This is a genomic window from Bradyrhizobium forestalis, from assembly GCF_002795245.1.
GTDB lineage: Bacteria > Pseudomonadota > Alphaproteobacteria > Rhizobiales > Xanthobacteraceae > Bradyrhizobium > Bradyrhizobium forestalis.
This window is the reverse complement of the sequence record NZ_PGVG01000003.1, coordinates 170,834-186,897: the sequence shown is the minus strand read 5'-3', so window position 1 is coordinate 186,897 and position 16,064 is coordinate 170,834. Positions and strand designations below refer to the sequence as shown.

Annotated in this window: 16 protein-coding genes; 3 read left to right on the top strand and 13 right to left on the bottom strand. The window is 64.7% G+C overall.

The window, feature by feature from the left end:
* Positions 1–32 precede the first annotated feature (32 nt).
* The 9 genes from fdh3B to CVM73_RS05205 form a co-directional block, all read right to left on the bottom strand.
* Complete coding sequence (fdh3B, locus tag CVM73_RS05250) at positions 33–629, bottom strand: formate dehydrogenase FDH3 subunit beta (protein ID WP_100230945.1); 597 nt, start codon at positions 627–629, stop codon at positions 33–35.
* An 11-nt stretch (positions 630–640) separates the two neighbouring features.
* Positions 641–3,583: a formate dehydrogenase subunit alpha gene (locus tag CVM73_RS39640; protein ID WP_158237539.1), complete on the bottom strand. Its 2,943-nt coding sequence runs from the start codon at positions 3,581–3,583 to the stop codon at positions 641–643.
* A gap of 2 nt (positions 3,584–3,585) precedes the next feature.
* Positions 3,586–3,804 (bottom strand): twin-arginine translocation signal domain-containing protein, encoded by a 219-nt coding sequence (locus CVM73_RS05235; RefSeq protein WP_027571964.1) that lies wholly within the window; start codon positions 3,802–3,804, stop codon positions 3,586–3,588.
* 29 nt (positions 3,805–3,833) lie between these two features.
* Positions 3,834–4,613: a molecular chaperone TorD family protein gene (locus CVM73_RS05230; protein ID WP_100230943.1), complete on the bottom strand. Its 780-nt coding sequence runs from the start codon at positions 4,611–4,613 to the stop codon at positions 3,834–3,836.
* A gap of 131 nt (positions 4,614–4,744) precedes the next feature.
* A complete protein-coding gene (locus CVM73_RS05225; protein WP_100230942.1) occupies positions 4,745–5,368 on the bottom strand; it encodes a DUF3306 domain-containing protein in 624 nt (207 codons plus the stop codon).
* The gene (locus CVM73_RS05220; RefSeq protein WP_100230941.1) at positions 5,365–5,880 is read right to left on the bottom strand and encodes a DUF3305 domain-containing protein; all 516 of its coding nucleotides are present in this window, start codon (positions 5,878–5,880) and stop codon (positions 5,365–5,367) included. Before CVM73_RS05220 ends, CVM73_RS05225 begins: the two co-directional genes overlap by 4 nt.
* Positions 5,877–6,884: a DUF6352 family protein gene (locus tag CVM73_RS05215; protein WP_100230940.1), complete on the bottom strand. Its 1,008-nt coding sequence runs from the start codon at positions 6,882–6,884 to the stop codon at positions 5,877–5,879. The genes CVM73_RS05220 and CVM73_RS05215 overlap by 4 nt, the downstream gene beginning before the upstream one ends.
* Positions 6,881–7,420: a DUF6505 family protein gene (locus CVM73_RS05210; RefSeq protein WP_100230939.1), complete on the bottom strand. Its 540-nt coding sequence runs from the start codon at positions 7,418–7,420 to the stop codon at positions 6,881–6,883. Before CVM73_RS05210 ends, CVM73_RS05215 begins: the two co-directional genes overlap by 4 nt.
* Positions 7,417–8,184: a biotin/lipoate--protein ligase family protein gene (locus tag CVM73_RS05205; RefSeq protein WP_100230938.1), complete on the bottom strand. Its 768-nt coding sequence runs from the start codon at positions 8,182–8,184 to the stop codon at positions 7,417–7,419. Before CVM73_RS05205 ends, CVM73_RS05210 begins: the two co-directional genes overlap by 4 nt.
* A gap of 137 nt (positions 8,185–8,321) precedes the next feature.
* Between CVM73_RS05205 and CVM73_RS05200 the strand changes: the two genes are divergently transcribed.
* Entirely contained in the window at positions 8,322–10,292 is a 1,971-nt protein-coding gene (locus CVM73_RS05200) for a 4Fe-4S binding protein (protein WP_100230937.1), read from the top strand.
* Positions 10,293–10,328: 36 nt separating this feature from the next.
* Here CVM73_RS05200 and CVM73_RS05195 read toward each other — a convergent pair whose 3' ends face one another.
* A complete protein-coding gene (locus tag CVM73_RS05195) occupies positions 10,329–11,618 on the bottom strand; it encodes a c-type cytochrome (protein WP_167406640.1) in 1,290 nt (429 codons plus the stop codon).
* Between the two features lie 288 nt (positions 11,619–11,906).
* Between CVM73_RS05195 and CVM73_RS05190 the strand changes: the two genes are divergently transcribed.
* Complete coding sequence (locus CVM73_RS05190; RefSeq protein WP_245452215.1) at positions 11,907–12,143, top strand: hypothetical protein; 237 nt, start codon at positions 11,907–11,909, stop codon at positions 12,141–12,143.
* A gap of 91 nt (positions 12,144–12,234) precedes the next feature.
* Positions 12,235–12,357 carry a hypothetical protein gene (locus tag CVM73_RS41460; RefSeq protein ID WP_283809889.1) on the top strand — a complete coding sequence of 41 codons (123 nt, stop codon included), beginning with the start codon at positions 12,235–12,237 and terminating at the stop codon, positions 12,355–12,357.
* 7 nt (positions 12,358–12,364) lie between these two features.
* Here the strand turns inward: CVM73_RS41460 and CVM73_RS05185 are convergent, their stop codons facing one another.
* The 3 genes from CVM73_RS05185 to CVM73_RS05175 all read right to left on the bottom strand — a co-directional run bounded on the left by CVM73_RS05185 (position 12,365) and on the right by CVM73_RS05175 (position 16,054).
* Positions 12,365–13,357: a Bug family tripartite tricarboxylate transporter substrate binding protein gene (locus tag CVM73_RS05185; protein ID WP_100230936.1), complete on the bottom strand. Its 993-nt coding sequence runs from the start codon at positions 13,355–13,357 to the stop codon at positions 12,365–12,367.
* Between the two features lie 173 nt (positions 13,358–13,530).
* The gene (locus CVM73_RS05180) at positions 13,531–14,292 is read right to left on the bottom strand and encodes an SDR family NAD(P)-dependent oxidoreductase (protein WP_100230935.1); all 762 of its coding nucleotides are present in this window, start codon (positions 14,290–14,292) and stop codon (positions 13,531–13,533) included.
* Between the two features lie 22 nt (positions 14,293–14,314).
* The gene (locus tag CVM73_RS05175) at positions 14,315–16,054 is read right to left on the bottom strand and encodes a nitrilase-related carbon-nitrogen hydrolase (RefSeq protein ID WP_100230934.1); all 1,740 of its coding nucleotides are present in this window, start codon (positions 16,052–16,054) and stop codon (positions 14,315–14,317) included.
* Positions 16,055–16,064: the final 10 nt, after the last annotated feature.

Genomic DNA, 16,064 nt, shown 5'->3' with positions numbered 1-16,064 from the left:
CCCCGGTCTTGCGCGCCCTACGGCTGCCCATGTCAGGACTCGATTATCTCGCGATATGCGGTCTTCCAGCCCCATGCACCCGAGCCATAGCCGCGCTTCATGACGCGCTCCTTGTAGATCTGCGCAATGATCTCGCCGTCGCCCGCAAGCAGGGACTTGGTCGAGCACATTTCGGCACACAGCGGCAGCTTGCCTTCGGCCAGCCGGTTCGCGCCGTATTTCTCGTATTCCTCCTTGCTGCCGTCGGCTTCCGGGCCGCCGGCGCAATAGGTGCATTTGTCCATCTTGCCGCGCGAGCCGAAGTTCCCGACCTTCGGATATTGCGGCGCGCCGAACGGACAGGCGTAGAAGCAATAGCCGCAGCCGATGCAGAGGTCCTTGGAGTGCAGCACCACGGCATCGGCCGTGGTGTAGAAGCAGTTCACCGGACACACGGCCGCGCAGGGCGCGTCCGTGCAGTGCATGCAGGCCATCGAGATCGAGCGCTCGCCAGGCTTGCCGTCATTGATGGTGACGACCCGGCGCCGGTTGATGCCCCAGGGCACCTCGTGCTCGTTCTTGCAGGCGGTGACGCAGGCGTTGCACTCGATGCAACGGTCGGCGTCGCAGAGAAACTTCATACGTGCCATCGTCGTTGCTCCTATGCCGCCGCGATTTGGCAGAGAGTGACCTTGGGCTCCTGCATGCCCGTCGCGGGGTCGTATCCGTAGGTGGTGATCGTGTTGGCACTTTCGCCGAGCACGATCGGGTCGGTGCCCTTGGGGTAATTGCCGCGAAGGTCCTTGCCCGCGAACCAGCCGCCGAAGTGAAATGGCATCCAGGCAACGCCCTTGCCCACGCGCTCGGTGACGAGCGCTTTCATCCTCGCCTTGGAATTGTTCTCGGCACCGGTGACCCAAACCCAGCCACCGTCCTTGACACCGCGCTCGGCGGCATCGGCAGGATTGATCTCGATGAACATGTCCTGCTGCAATTCGGCGAGCCACGGGTTGGTTCGGGTCTCCTCGCCGCCGCCCTCATATTCGACCAGACGGCCGGACGACAGGATGAGCGGGAACTGTTTTGCAATACCCTTCTCCACCGCCGCCTTCTGCACGGAAAACCCGATATTCGGCATCCGGAACTGCTTGGCGTCGGGCAGCGTCGGATACTTGGCGACGAGGTCGACGCGCGGCGTGTAGATCGGCTCGCGGTGAACAGGAATCGGGTCGGGCAAGCCGAAGGCATTCATGCGCGCCTTGCCGTTGCCGTAGGGAACGCAGCCATGCGCCAGCGCCACGCGATGGATGCCTCCCGACAGGTCGAGCGCCCACGACACCGCATCCGGATTGGCGGGATTGATCTTGTTGATCACGGCCATTTCCGCTTCGGTGAGCTCGGTGTCCCAGCCGAGCTTCTTCAGGCTCGCCAGCGTGAACTCCGGGTAGCCGTCCTGAATTCCCGACCCCAACGAGTACGAGCCGTCCGCAAGCAGGCTCACCTTCCGGGTCGTGCCGTCCGGCAGCTTCTCCTCGCGCTCGATGCCGAACCGCGGCCGGAACGTGCCGCCGCCGTCCATCACGTGCAGATTGGTGTTGTAGAGCAGCGGCGTGCCGGGATGCTTGACCTCCGGTGACCCCCAGCACGGCCAGGGCAGACCGTAATAGTCGCCTCCGACCTCGGGATCGTTCTTCGGCGCCCGCATCGTCAGCATATCGAACTTGGCCTGGTTCTTCATGTGCGCCTTGAGGCGCTCGGGTGATTGCCCGCAATAGCCGGTCGACCAGCTGCCGCGGTTCATCTCGCGCAGCACATCCTCCGCTTCAGGAAGATTGTTCTCGACCTTGATTCTCTTGAACATCTGGTCGGCGAAACCGAGCTTCTTCGCCATCAGGTAGATGACCTCGAGATCATCCTTCGACTCGAAGATCGGCTTCACGATCTGCTCGCCCCATTGCAGCGAGCGGTTGGAGGCGACGCGCGACCCCTTGCATTCGAATTGCGTGGCGACCGGCAGAATGTAGACGCCATCCTTGCGGCCCGCCTCGACGGCGAGCGAGGCCCAGGTCGTCGGATGCGGGTCGGCAATGACGAGCAGCTCGAGCCCCTTCAGACCATTGAGGGACTCAGGAATGCGGGTGATGCTGTTGGAGGCGTGTCCCTGCACGAACACCGCCTTCACATTGTCTCTCTGCGCGACCTGATCCTTGGGCAGCGTCACCGCCTCGAACCAGCGGGTCAGCGGAATGCCCGGGGTTTCCATGATCTGCTTGGAGTCGAAGCGGGACTTCAGGAAGTCATAGTCGACCTCCCAGACCCGCGACCAATGCTTCCAGGCGCCTTCGGCGAGGCCGTAGTAGAACGGCAGCGTGACGATATCGAGCCCGACATCGGTCGCACCCTGCACGTTGTCATGGCCGCGGAAGATGTTGGCTCCCATGCCCGCTCCACCGACATTGCCGGTCATCAGCAGCAGGATGCAGCTGGCGCGGACGTTGGCGGTGCCGACGGTCTTCTGAGTCTGCCCCATGGCCCAGATCAGCGTCGCCGGCTTTTCGGTGGCGAATGTCTTGGCGACGCGCTTGAGCTGCTCGCCGGGAATGCCGGTGACGCGCTCGACTTCTTCCGGAGGCCACTTCTCAACCTCTTTCTTGATGTCGTCGAAACCGTAGACGCGCTGCCGGATGAACTCCTTGTCCTCCCAGCCGTTCTGGAGGATGTGCCACATCATGCCGTAGAGTATGGGGATGTCGGTGCCCGGCCGCATCCGCACATATTCGGTCGCGTGCGCGGCGGTGCGCGTCAGGCGTGGATCGATCACGATGAAGTTGGCCTTTTGCAGTTCCTTGCCCTCGAGCAGGTGCTGCAGCGAGACCGGATGCGCCTCGGCCGGATTGCCGCCCAGGATCATCTGCGTCTTCGCGTTGCGGATATCGTTGTAGCTGTTGGTCATCGCGCCGTAGCCCCAGGTATTGGCGACGCCGGTGACGGTAGTCGAATGGCAGATGCGAGCCTGGTGATCGGTGTTGTTGGTCCCCCAGAACGCACCGAGCTTGCGGAACAGGTAGGCGCCTTCGTTGGTCATCTTGGCCGAACCGAGCCAATAGACGGAATCGGGGCCCGACTTCTCGCGTACGGCTTGAAGCTTGTCTCCGATCTCGCTGATCGCGGTGTCCCAGGACACGCGTGTCCACTGCCCGCCCACGAGCTTCATCGGATAGCGCAGCCGCCGCTCGCTGTGCACGAGCTCGCGTACCGAAGCGCCCTTGGCGCAATGCGAGCCTCGATTGATCGGCGAATCCCAACTGGGCTCCTGGCCGATCCATACGCCGTTCAAGACCTCGGCCGTCACCGTGCAGCCAACCGAGCAATGCGTGCAGATGCTCTTGCGGACGGTCGCGCCTTCGGTGAGCGGACCGGCCTTGGCTGCTTCCGCCTTACGCACGCTGCCGAGCGGCATGGTGCCAAGCGCAGCAAGCGCGCCACCGACAACACCGGATTTGCGCAGGAAGCTGCGGCGATCGAGACCGCCGGCCTGTCCCGCAAGGGACTCGACAACGGAGCCCTGGCGCGGGGAACGCTGGTATGTTCGCTTGATCAGCACGGTCAGCCTCCCTTAGCCGGATAACGATTGACGCGGTAAAAAGCCTTCACGTGATCGGATTCCTTGTAGCGCGCCTTGCGCTTCTCATCGTTGTTTTCGCTGTCCGCCTGCGCGGACCCGACCAACGGCGTCGCAAGCGTCGCGCCGACACCGGCCGTGCCCAAGCCGACCTTGCGAAGGAAATCGCGGCGTCCGACCTTTGCTTTCGTCTCGTCACTCATCGCATCTCTCCCGGACCGAGGCGCCTCGGTCAGCTGGCGAATGTGAATGCTTCCGTCTCGATTTCGATGAAGGTGCGGCCGAGCGCGCCGACCACTCGATAGAAGCCGGCATCCCCGGCGCTCTCGATGTCTGCGAACAACCGCCCCATCCAGGGCGACACATGCTTTTCGAAGAAGGCGCGCTGCACCTCGGGCGAAGCATCGAAGCGGCCGGCGACAAGGCCCGACATGATCTCGCACAGGATGGCGGCGTGATCCTCGGGTTCGGAATTGTTGGCAACCGGCTCGATGCCGAGCGTCGTCAGGTCGCCGCGCAGGCGCGACAAGGGCCGTTCGTTGAGAAAGCCCGTGAGATAATAGGAGGCATAGGGCAGCAATTCGCCGCGGCCGAGCCCGACGAACAGGTCGAAATACTCCCGTTCGACTTTCGCTGCGACGGCACTTGCAGCGGCGTCGGCCAGCGCCGCATGCGCGCGCCCGAGGGGCGTCGCGTCACCGCTCAACGCAGCGAGCTGATCGAGCAGGCGTTTCGATGGAGGCGCAGACAGCAGCACCGCCAGCAGCGCGTATTCGCGCGCGCGTGCCGCATCGATGGGGTCGACGAGTTCGGCAGAGCCGGCCTGTTCGCCGTAAAGATCGGGCCGCAGATCGTTTCGGGAAACGCCGGTGGCGGTTTCGACTGCAACCACCCGTTGTGCTGGCACGCGGGTCCAATTCGACACGGAGGGCTGGCTGATGCCTATTTTGCGCGCAAGCTGAGCGATGCCGCCCGCAGCATCGATCGCGCGATCAAGCCCGTCATCACGCACGTGGACCTCCCATCCAAGTCCCGTCTGCTTGATTATCGCTTTTGTTACAAAGCAGTAGGCAGCGTAATCCCGGTTCCACGGACCGTCAATCGCCTGCCATAGCCTCGGCCTATAGCCTTTGGTCGTGCTGCTCAATGCGGCAGTGCACCACCGTGCGTACGGGGCTTGATGGGCTCGGCAGATTCCGCAGATCTGTCAGCCGCTGTTGGTTGCACTGCAGCAGGGATTGCCAGGTGCTCCGTCTCATCCGGCGGCTCAGCGATATTGGAAACCACTGTCGCATCGGGTTGATGCAAATCTGCCGAAGAATCCGCTGTTTCGATCGACGCCTCGGGGAGAGACTGGGCCACCTCGCGCACGCCGACGACAATGCGATCGACCAGTGCGGCGAGCTCTTCCGACGAGCAATCCAGTGGTCCAAAACCCGGCATCGCAGTCGGGTCGTTGAAGTCCCATGCATTCTCCGCAAGCCCCACGAAGTCGCGAATGGCGGGATCGGTCGCCCAGGCGCGGCGAAGAGCCGCACGGCTCAACTCCCGAGGAATACCCTTGCTGAGGAAGGCGGTGATGTCGGTCGCAGCATTGATTTCGTCGATCGACGGCAGACTCGAGAGATCGAACTCGCTCTCGTCGTCCTTCTCGTCGTCCTTGGCCTCGGACGGCGGCGTCGGCTGCGCCGCGGCAGGCTTCGCCGGCTCCGCCCGCGATTCGCGCTTGCGGCGGGACCAACGTGCAAGGAATTCCTCCTCACTCATTCCTGTCCGCCTTCATGGTCGCGCCGCGCCAGCGCCTCCGGGTCGGCGCGGCGCTGCTTGCGCTTGACGAATTCCCGCTCGACATGGTGCTCGGCCACGAAGCTTTCAATCACCTCGCGCAGCACCTCCGGCATCGGCACGGCCTCGACGAGATTGTCGGCGGCTTCGGTAAAGCCTTCGCCCTCAGCAGGGTCGGCGGTCACCGCGGCGACGGTATAGGGAAAGTCGCCTTCCGAGGGCGACAGCACGGTCCAGACGCTCGGACTGCCGGAGGCGAGATTGTCGCGATAGCGCGCCGTCTCCGACGGATAGAGATCGACGGTCGCGCTTCCGGCATAGAACAGGGTCGTATCGTCCTGCTCGCGGAGCACGGTCCAGGGTTGGGTCACCGGCTCGTCCGGCAGGACGGCAATTCCGCGCCAGATGAAATCGACCCAGGGCGAAGCGGCCTTGCGCCGCTCGACCACGACGCCGACAGCAATCGAGAGGGTCGGCAACGTCGCAGGGCTCATGTCACCATCTCCAGGCCTTTCACCGGCAGCCCCGTCAGCAGATTCTGCGGCTTCATCCGGAGCTTCTGATCCGCCGTCATCGACAGGATCAGGTAGACCGGTTCCCCCCCGACGCCGCCAAGGGCACGGCTTGAATCCGCGAACGACAGCCGGAACAGCGCGAGCACACGATCGGCGTCGCGCTCGCCGAGGTCTTCGCCGTGCCACAGGCGGTCGCCGAGCCTCGTCGCATCGGCATCGAGCCCGACATACCAGGTGAGCTTTGCCTCGTGCAGCGCGCGTAGCGGCTCGATCACGACGTCGATGCCGAGCAGATGGGAGACCCAGCGCGTCATCGCCTGCGCCAGCGCAGCCGGTCCGCGGCCGCCGGCCGTGAGGTCGAGGGCCATGTCGAACTGGTCGCTGCGCTGCCAATAGGCCCCGGCATTCTCCTCGCTCAACACCTCGACCACCGCATCGGTGGTGGCGCCCAGCATCGACATCAGAGAGAGCACCGGGGTCGGGCTCCGGCCGCCGACGATCTCCTCGTCGCCGAGCAACAGGGCCTGCTCATGCGGCAGGATGCGCTGGGTCCGGAAGAACAATTCGGCCGCGCGCAGCACGAACGGGTCGTCGCAGCCATCGAGCGCGTTCCGCAGGATGACGTGCACGAGCTGGTTGACGAACAACGGCGGCAGATCGTTCGTGCCTGATCGCACCGATGCAAGATAGGCGGCTTCGAGCGTCGGATGCCGCAACAGAAGATCGCGAAACGCCAGCACGAGCTGCCAATTCTCCCGGGCATCGGCGTCGACTATCCCGGCGATTTCGCCGGCGCTGACCGCCTGGCGCGGGTCGGCGAGCAATTCACGGTGCAGCCGGCGCTCGACCGGACAGGCGTCGTCGGGCGGCATCAGCTCGGGACGGGCAAAATAGGCCTTGAGAAACTCGTCCGTGACACGGAGCCCACCGCCCTCGTCGCGATCGAGCAGATGATGGCCACAGGCGATCCAGAAATCGTTCATCTGATGGTCGGCTCCCGGCCCAGATCCGCAAGCCTGAGGTCGCCGTCAGGCTGGACGTCATCCTCAATTTCCATGAACGAGAACGCCTTGCTGTGTCCCTGCCCTTCCCGGAGTTGCAGCCGGCGGAAGGACTCGCGGACCTCGCCGTCGCTCGAGGTGCGGTGCACTGCAATAAGCGAGCTGATCGGATGGCTGCAGAGCGACTGCGCGAACGCCACCTCCTCTTCCGCGGCCGCCTTCGCTGCCGCCATGTCCGGCGCGCCGAAACGATCGACGAGTTGCCTGGCCAGCAGATCGACCAGGCTGCGGTAATCCTCTTCGGTCGCCGGAACGATCTGCGCCAGCGTCGACCAGCCCCAGGATTGCACCCCGAGGAAACCACCGCGAAACGCCGCCCGCGCTTTGCCCTCGAGCGTCGCAACGTCGTGCTCCCAGAAGCGGAAAGCGCCGGAGACGGCCCATTCGCCAGGCTCCGCCGCCACGTCGAACACGAAGGTGTCGGAGGGATCGAGAGCGATGGTCCGCAGGAGCTTCACAGGCGCGGTCCTCCGAGGGCCGGATCAAGCCAGGACGGCGTCGCGAGCGCCTGGAGGAGGTCGCTTCGCTCGACCGTATCCGTCCCGATGCGGCGCGTCAGGACATCGCCGCAATCATCGATGCGCTGAATTGCCTGCCTTTCACGCGGCATCCGGGTGAGATAGTCGCGCGCGACGCTGTCAAAGCCGTCGACCCGCCATCCGTCCAGCGCCAGCATCAGGTGCCGGGCGAAGCTCTCCGTGATCTGCGCCGCGCCTGCCTCGCCAAAGCCTTCCTGATCCAGCGCCGAGGCCAGCGGGTGAACGCCTGGATCGTCATCGTTGATGGCAACCGTCCGGATCATGGCCCCGAAGACCAGCCAGGGCGGCGGCGCATCCTCGTCAGCGGCGGAAGACCAGCCCATCCGTCCGCCGCCGACCAGCCCCCCGTCGATCCTGACCGCATCCGGCCAGCCGATCGTGATGGGCTTGCTCGGCGGCGCATAGGCGCGGAGCGCATCCGTGAGCGCGACCATGCCCGCGTAGAACGCGCGCCGCGCGCTGCGTAGCGGCTCGGCCGGCTCAAGCACCACGGCGAACTCTGCGAGGTCGAAGCGGCCGACATAGACGAGCGTTCCGGCACCGCTCTCCGGTGCAATGCGGCATGCATGGGCAAAAGCGTCGCCACTCTCGCGCAACCGCACCAACGTGAACGGCGGCGGCAGGTGGATCGGTTCCGCCAGGGAAACATGGCTCACTGGGGTTGACGGCAGGCCGTCCTCCACTTTCCTTTTCTTCCCGATGGATAATGTCTATACGAGGCGAAGGGCCGGCGCGAGTCCGTCGTCGGCGCCCGAATGGTGGAGAGGTTAACCTGGAGCAGCCAGCGAAGACCGTCCTGATCTGCTCGTGCGAAGACACGATGCGTCTCGACGTGGCTGCGATCCGGCGCGGATGCCCGAACTGCGAGGTCAAGAGCTTCCGCCATCTCTGCGGTGCGGAGCTCGACCATTTCCGCAACATCGCGGCGGCGGAAGGCGTGTTGACCGTCGCCTGCACGCAGCAGGCGGCGCAGTTTTCGGACGAAGCCGGCGAACGGCCTGATGCGATCAACTTCGTCAATATCCGCGAAACGGCCGGCTGGTCCCGCGACGGCGCGCGCGCCGGCGCAAAAATGGCCGCCCTGCTCGCATCCGCCTCCGTCCCGGCCCCGGACTATCCGCTCGTCTCCTTGTCGAGTGAGGGCGTGATCCTGATCTACGGCCGCGATGAGGCCGCGATCGAGGCCGGCCGCCTGCTTGCCGATCACCTCGACGTCACGGTGATGCTGAAGCAACTCGATGACACGGTGCCGCCAGCTGCAACGGCCTTCCCGATCGTGCAGGGCACGATCCGCTCCGCGAAGGGACATTTCGGCGCGTTCGAGCTTGCAATCGACGACTATGCGCGTCCGCGCCCCTCCTCGCGCGATCGCTTCGTGCTGGGCCCGCCGCGCAGCGGCGTCACGTCGCGCTGCGATATCGTGCTCGATCTCTCCGGCGACTTGCCGCTGTTTCCCGCCCACGACCTGCGCGACGGCTATCTTCGCGCCGACGCGAAAGATCCCGCTGCGGTGCTGCGCGCCGTGCTGACCGCGCGCGATCTCGTCGGCAGCTTCGACAAGCCGAAATATATCGACGTTGCGCCCGCTCTTTGCGCCCATTCGCGCTCGAAGCGCACGGGCTGCCACCGCTGCCTCGATCTCTGCCCGACCGGGGCGATCACGCCTGACGGCGATCATGTCGCCATCGATCCGAACATCTGCGCGGGCTGCGGCCAATGCGCGGCTGCCTGCCCGACCGGCGCGGTCTCCTACGCGCTGCCGCCCGCCGATACGCAGCTCCAGAGACTTCGCGCCATGCTGCTCGCCTACCGCGAGGCCGGTGGCGCGAATGCGGTGCTGCTCTTTCATGACAGCCCGCACGGCACACCCCTGATCGAGGCTCTCGCGCGGCATGGCGACGGCCTGCCGGCGAACGTGCTTCCCTTTGCCGTCAACGAGCTCACGCAGGTGGGCCTGGAAGCGATCGTCGGCGCCTTCGCCTATGGCGTATCCGCCGTGCGCTTCCTGCTCCGTGCCAAGCCGCGCCACGATCTGACCGGATTGTCGCAGACGATCGCGATGGCCGAAGCGATCCTCGGCGGTCTTGGATTTGCGGGCCGTCGCCTCGCCACCATCGAAACGGACGATCCCGATGCGCTCGGCGAGCATTTGACTGACATCGGCACGCTCGCCGCGGTCGCGACGCCCGCGACCTTCAAGACCGTCGGCAAGCGGCGCGACCTCTTGCGGTTCGCCCTGAGCGAGTTGCATCGACTGGCGCCGCAGCCGGTCGACGTGATCGCGCTGCCACAAGGTGCGCCGGTGGGCGCAATCACCGTCGATACCGATGGCTGCACGCTGTGCCTCTCCTGCGTCTCGGCCTGCCCGACCGGTGCGCTGCGCGACGATCCCGAGCGGCCCGTGCTGAAATTCATCGAGGATGCCTGCGTGCAATGCGGCCTGTGCCAGAGCACCTGTCCGGAAAAGGTCATCAGCCTCAAGCCGCAGATCGATTTCCGCGCCGCGCGCGCTCCCGCCGCGATTATCAAGGAAGAGGAGCCTGCACTCTGCGTCCGCTGCGGCACGCCATTCGGCGTGAAGAGCACGATCGACCGCATCGCCGCCAAGCTCGAAGGCCGGCACTGGATGTATCCGGCCGGCGACAAGCGGATCGAGGCACTCAGGATGTGCGCAGACTGCCGCGTCATCGTCATGAGCGAACAGCAATTCGATCCGTTCAAGGGCGTTCCGGAACGAACCCCGCCACGGACGACGGATGACTATCTACGCCAGCGCAACGGCGAGGATTAGACGAAGCGGACGTCTTCGCAAGGCCGGAAGGGGCAATCATCGCGACGTCGCGCGGCCCAGAAACTCGGTGAGTGCGCGCCGGTCCTCGGCCGAGCCGATGCGCTGCTCCGGCATCTTGGTGCCGGGGGTGTAGGTATTCGGCCCAATTTCGAACAGTCTTGCGACCGTTTCCGGCGTCCAGACGATGTCCATCGTCTTCAGCGCATCGGAGAAGCGATATCCCGGGAGCGAAGCGATCTTGCGGCCGTATAGTCCCGCAAGTGTCGGGCCCGCACGCTGCACCTCCTTGTCCGAGAGCGTGTGACAGGCAACGCACGCCCGAAACACATCGGCGCCATGATCGCCGGCATAGGCGGCGAGCGGATCGGCCGGTGTGCCGCTCAGACCCGAGCCGATGGGATCGCCGGTGCGCGCATTCCAGCGCCTGATCCTGCCGTCCGCACCACCCGTCATGAGTGTCTCGCGATCTGGAAGGAAGGCAACCGACCACACCGGCAGCCCGGGCCCAGCCAGCGTGCGCAGCAGGTTGCGCGACTTGCGATCGATGATCGCCACTGTGCCGCCGATGCCGGCCGCAGCGATCAGTGTGCCGTCCGCCGACATTGCCAAAGCCACCACCGACGTCGGACTGGCCGCGACCTCGCCGCTGACCTTGCCGTCCGTGGTCAGCATGCGCAGCCTGCCGTCGACCGCGCCTGTGACGATTTCACCATCCGGCGCCACGGCCACCGCGTTCAGCGGCGCCGGCAACGTCACGATTTCAGGCTGGCCATCCGGCAAACGCCAGATGCGCAGCGCGAGATCGTAACCGACGCTGACAAGTCTGCCGTCCGGCAGGAAAGCGACGCCGTTGACGTTCTGCGTATGCCCTTCGAGCACGCGGGACGTGCCGTCCGATAGCGACCAGAGCCGCACCGTCCGGTCCCATGACGCCGATGCGAGAAGCGACCCATCGGGCGACACAGCCAGCGCCACGATCGGAGCGGCATGTCCCTCCAGCACCCGGTCCGGCTCCGGCCGGCCCTCCGTCCACACTGCAATGCGTGCATCGGCGCCGGCCGTGATCATGCGGCCGTCTTTCAAGAAGACGACGGCATTGACACCATCAGCATGATACCGCAGCACTTGCTCTGCGGTATCCGCCTTGAGCGACCAGCGGATGACCCTCGTGTCGAAGCTGCCGGAGAGAAGGCTGTCCCCATCGGGCGAGACGGCAAGAGCCCGTATCGGGCCACCGTGTCCGACCATGTCGGCGTGCACGGACGATGCGGCAAGGATGACCCACAGCGCTGCGGCCACCTTCGCATATAAAGGTGATCTGTTCATTCCTGGCCGCCCTGCTGACATTCACGCTCTCAAGATTGCCAGAACAGGCAACGGAAATGAATATCTTGGACCGGGCTACTCTCAACAGCGCAAAGTGCTGCGAAGCACAAAATCGTTCTCGGGAGTTTCACGCAAGGTCTCCGATGCGCTCACTAAGCTTGCAAGAAACTTGCAATGGCTCCTTCCGTTCCGGACCGTGCAGCGCAACAGCCCACCTCGCGGCATCCTCGGCTTGAATGCCGATGGCCCAGACATTAGATTCTGGATGCTCACGCCAAGGAAGACGGCATGCAGGGGCGAACGGGGCCAATTCTGCGGATGATTGCGCGGCTGCGCTTACTTCGCGCCATTGATGGCCTGCAAGATCCCGCCGCGCGAGAAGCCTCGCCTTTCCTCCTCCTCGTTGCCGTCGTGCTCGCGCTGCTGCTCGCAATCTTGGAAGTCGATTTGAATAGCGCCGAGCTTCAGTCCCTTGGTTTGATGGGCAATGCGTTTTCCGCCGATCCCGTGTTCAAGAGCCCATAGGACCGCGGATACCTTGGAGCGATCAACGAGCTTGCCGGCGACAAGCCGTGTCGTATAGATGGCTTGCTGGTCCAATCGAGGGAGGCTGAGGATGAAGGCTTTTTTGCTTGGCTGCGTCGCGGCCCTGGTGATCGCAGTTGCGGGGATGGAGATCTTGAATCGCGTTCAGGAGCCCGTCGCCCAAGCGTTTGCCACGACCGGGGTGCGTCTCTGAGAAGCGCTCAGTCGCGCTTGAGCCCGATCGACCTGACGACGGGCGCCAGGCGGGCGAGCTCGTCCTCGACGAGGCGTTGAAATTTATCGGGGCCTGAATCGATGTCCGGCTCCAGACCTTGCGCACGATAGCTTTCCTGCAACTGAGGATCAGCCATCGCCGTGCGGGTGGCCACAGCGATCCGCTGCACGATCGCATCCGGGGTTGCTCTTGGGGCGAACAAGCCAAACCAGCCGGCGTATCTGAGGCCGGGCATGCCGGATTCGATGACCGTCGGAATTTCCGGCGCACCACTCAGCCGCCGGTCGCTGGTCACGGCGATCAGCCGCAGCTTGCCTGCGAAGTGCAATTGCAGGAGCTGGCTCGAGACCACCGCAATGACCGAGTTGATCTGGCCACTAACGAGGTCGTTGGTCGCGGGCCCCATGCCCCGGTAAGGGACGTGAACCAAGTCCGCTGCAAGACCCGATTGCTGCCTGAACATTTCTCCGACGAGATGATTGCCGGTGCCGACCCCCGGAGTGCCATAGGAAAGCCCGCCGGGATTGGCCTTCGCAAAGGCCGCCAGCTCCCGCAGATCCTTCACCGGCAAGGACGGATGAACTGCGAATGCAAGCGTGCTTGTTATCAGCCGATAGATGGCGCGGAAATCGCGAACCGTGTCGTAGGCAGGCTGCGCCGTTGACAGCGGAATCGTCACTTGGGTGCTGCCATTGCCGAGCAGAAGCGAGTAACCGTCCGGTGCGCTCTGCGCCACCGCGGCGGAGCCGATCGCACCGCCTGCGCCGCCGATATTCTCGACATGGACCGGGCCCAGCAGGGACGCGACCTTGTCGGCCCAGGGACGGCCGATCTGATCACCCGCGGCGCCAGCCGAATAGGGAATGACCAGCTTGATGGAGCGGGTCGGGTAATCGTCGGCGGTTGCACCACCGGGCCAGGCAGCCAGCGCCGTGAGGCGCGCCGCCGTATCGAGCAGTTCTCGCCGCGAGAGGGACATCTTCTACGTATTCGGGACCTGGTTGATTATCTTGCACGAACGAGGGGTCCTGAAAATCCACACGGGGAGATCGCTGCCCTGCACTCTGCGGGCAGCAGAGGCCGCGCTGATCCTGCGCGATCACACGGTCAATTCTGACATGGATGACAGATTCGCGCTTCAGCGTTCATGCCTCAGAATTGCACACCGCGCGTCAAGGCACCGTCGACGACGAGGTTCGTTCCTGTGATGAAACTGGCGGCGCCACTTGCGAGAAATACGACTGCGTTCGCCATCTCCTGCGGCGTGCCCATCCGGCCGGTGGGATTGAGCGCAAGCGCCGTCTTGTACAGTTCGGGATTGTTGTCCTTGATGGTGTTCCAGACACCGCCTTCGAAATAGGTGTTGCCGGGCGAGACCGTGTTGGCGCGGATGCCCTTGTGCGCGAGTTGATTGGCGAGACCTTGCGTGTAGTGGATGATGGCGGCTTTGAAGGTGCCGTAGGGGCCGGCCGCGAAATCGACCTCGCGCCCAGAGACGCTGGAGATGGTGACGATCGCGCCGGCCTTGCTCTTCTCCAGAAACGGCATGGCCGCGTTCACGAGCCGCACTGTGCCCATCATGTCGGTCGAGAACTCCTTCTGCCAGCTCTCGTCGTCCTGTCCGATCGCAAGCGCGCTGACATTGGCGACGACGACATCGATGCCGCCGAGCTTCGACGCCATATCGCCGACCCAGCTCTTCAGAATCGCGGCGTCGGCGACGTCGACCGCACCACCATAGGCCGCGACGCCCTTGGCCTTGAGCGCGGCGACCGTGCTTTCGACCTCGGCCAGATTGCGCGAGCACACACCGACGTCGGCACCCTCGGCGGCAAAGGTTTCGGCGATCGCCCGGCCGATTCCCTTGGTGCTTCCCGTGACGAGAACTTTGGCGCCCTTGAGTCCCAGATCCATGGTCCGCATCCTTCTTCTTGGTTCAGTAGTTGCTCGCAGCCGTTTTGACCAATCCGCGATAGCTGTGCGGCATGCGCATCGACACCAGATCCTTTCGCCGCACCACATTGGTCGGATAGACGCTGTCGAGATTGGTGGTGTCGACCAGCGCGGTTGCAAGCCCCGTGCCTCCGGTCGCGATCGCCTCCTGCCGCGGGAACGCGAACGTGTCAGGGCCAAACACGCCGCTGAGTCCAGGATAGCCGCGCTTGGGATCGACGACATTGGCGAAGGCAAAAAACAGGTTGTTCTCGCCCGCGCGAACGCGGAAATGATGCCAGTGGAGCGGATCCGGGCCGGTCGGAATCGGCATCGGCTGTTCGACCTCCGTGCCGGCATGCGACGAACTGAAGCGCCCCTTGATGGCGGCAGGACAGACGATGAGATCGCAGCCGCGCAGCGCCAGCACCCGGCCCGCCTCCGGAAACGAGGCGTCGTGGCCAATCAATAGCCCGATGCGGCCGATCGGCGTGTCGACGACGGTCCAGCCTTCTCCGGCCGTTGCCCAGCTTCGCTCATCGGCGGTGAGATGCGTCTTGCGATAGACCGAGATGTCCCCATCCGGCGTGACAAGGCAGGCGCTGTTGTAGAGCACGTCCCCGGCGCGCTCTGCGAGGCCACAGACCAGATAGAGACCCAGCTCCGCGGCGAGTGCCTTGAGGCGATCGGTCGCCCGGCCAGGTATTGGCTGCGCCGATGCCGCGGGATCGCCGAGACCGGTCACTGCAAGCTCCGGGAACACGACGAGATCCGCGCCTTCCGCGCGGGCCTTGCGCGCAAGTGCTGCGATCTCCGTGAAGTTCAGGTCGACGTCATCGCGAGGCGAAAATTGCGCGACACTGACCTGCGACGTCTTTCCGGCTGGCCATGGCTCGTGGCCGTAGAGGCCGAAGAAATCACGCGGGTTCCAGCTGAAGGTGTCGGTCAAGAGCTCCGGATAGAGGTCCGGCCGGCGTTGCGCGAAGACGGCCTCCCCAAGCACGCGGCGCGCGCGTGCGGTGTCGAGATCGATCTCCGACAGCAGCACGCCGTCACCCTTGTCGAGCACGGCGATCACCTGCCCGTCCGGTGCGATCACGCAGCTCCCGCCGCTGAACTGCACCGTGCGCTCGAGCCCCCACCGGTTGCTCTCGATGACATAGCAGCCGTTCTCGAAGGCGCGGCTGATCCAGTAAGGCGCGGGCGTACGCTCCGCCAGCCAGTTCGAGATGTGGCAGATGACATCCGCACCGCCCAGCGCCATCAGCCGCGCGGTTTCGACGAAATGGATGTCCATGCAGATCAGCAAAGCGATGCGCCCGATCGGGGTCTCGAACACCTGGTTGTGCAGGTCGCCGGCCGCGGCCCATTTCGGCTCGGAAATGTAGGGATGCGTCTTGCGGTGACGGCCGACGATGCCGTCAGGCCCGATCAGGACGGCAGTGTTGAAATAGATGTTGTCCTCGTCGACCTCGGGCATGCCGACCACGATGTAGCAGTCATGCTTGCGCGCGAGCGCCGCGAAGCGGCTCGTGGTCGGTCCCGGGATGGTCTCGACGAACGGCGCAATCTCGGCACGATCGAACCAGCAATAGCCGGTCGTTCCCATCTCCGGCGTGACGATGAGCTTTGCACCGGCCGCCGCCGCCTGCTCGCAGAGCTCGAGCAGGCGCGCGATGTTGCGCGCCTTCTCGAACATGGTCGGCTCGAACTGAACGGCGGCGACCTTGTGAATGGTGGACATTCCGATCGGC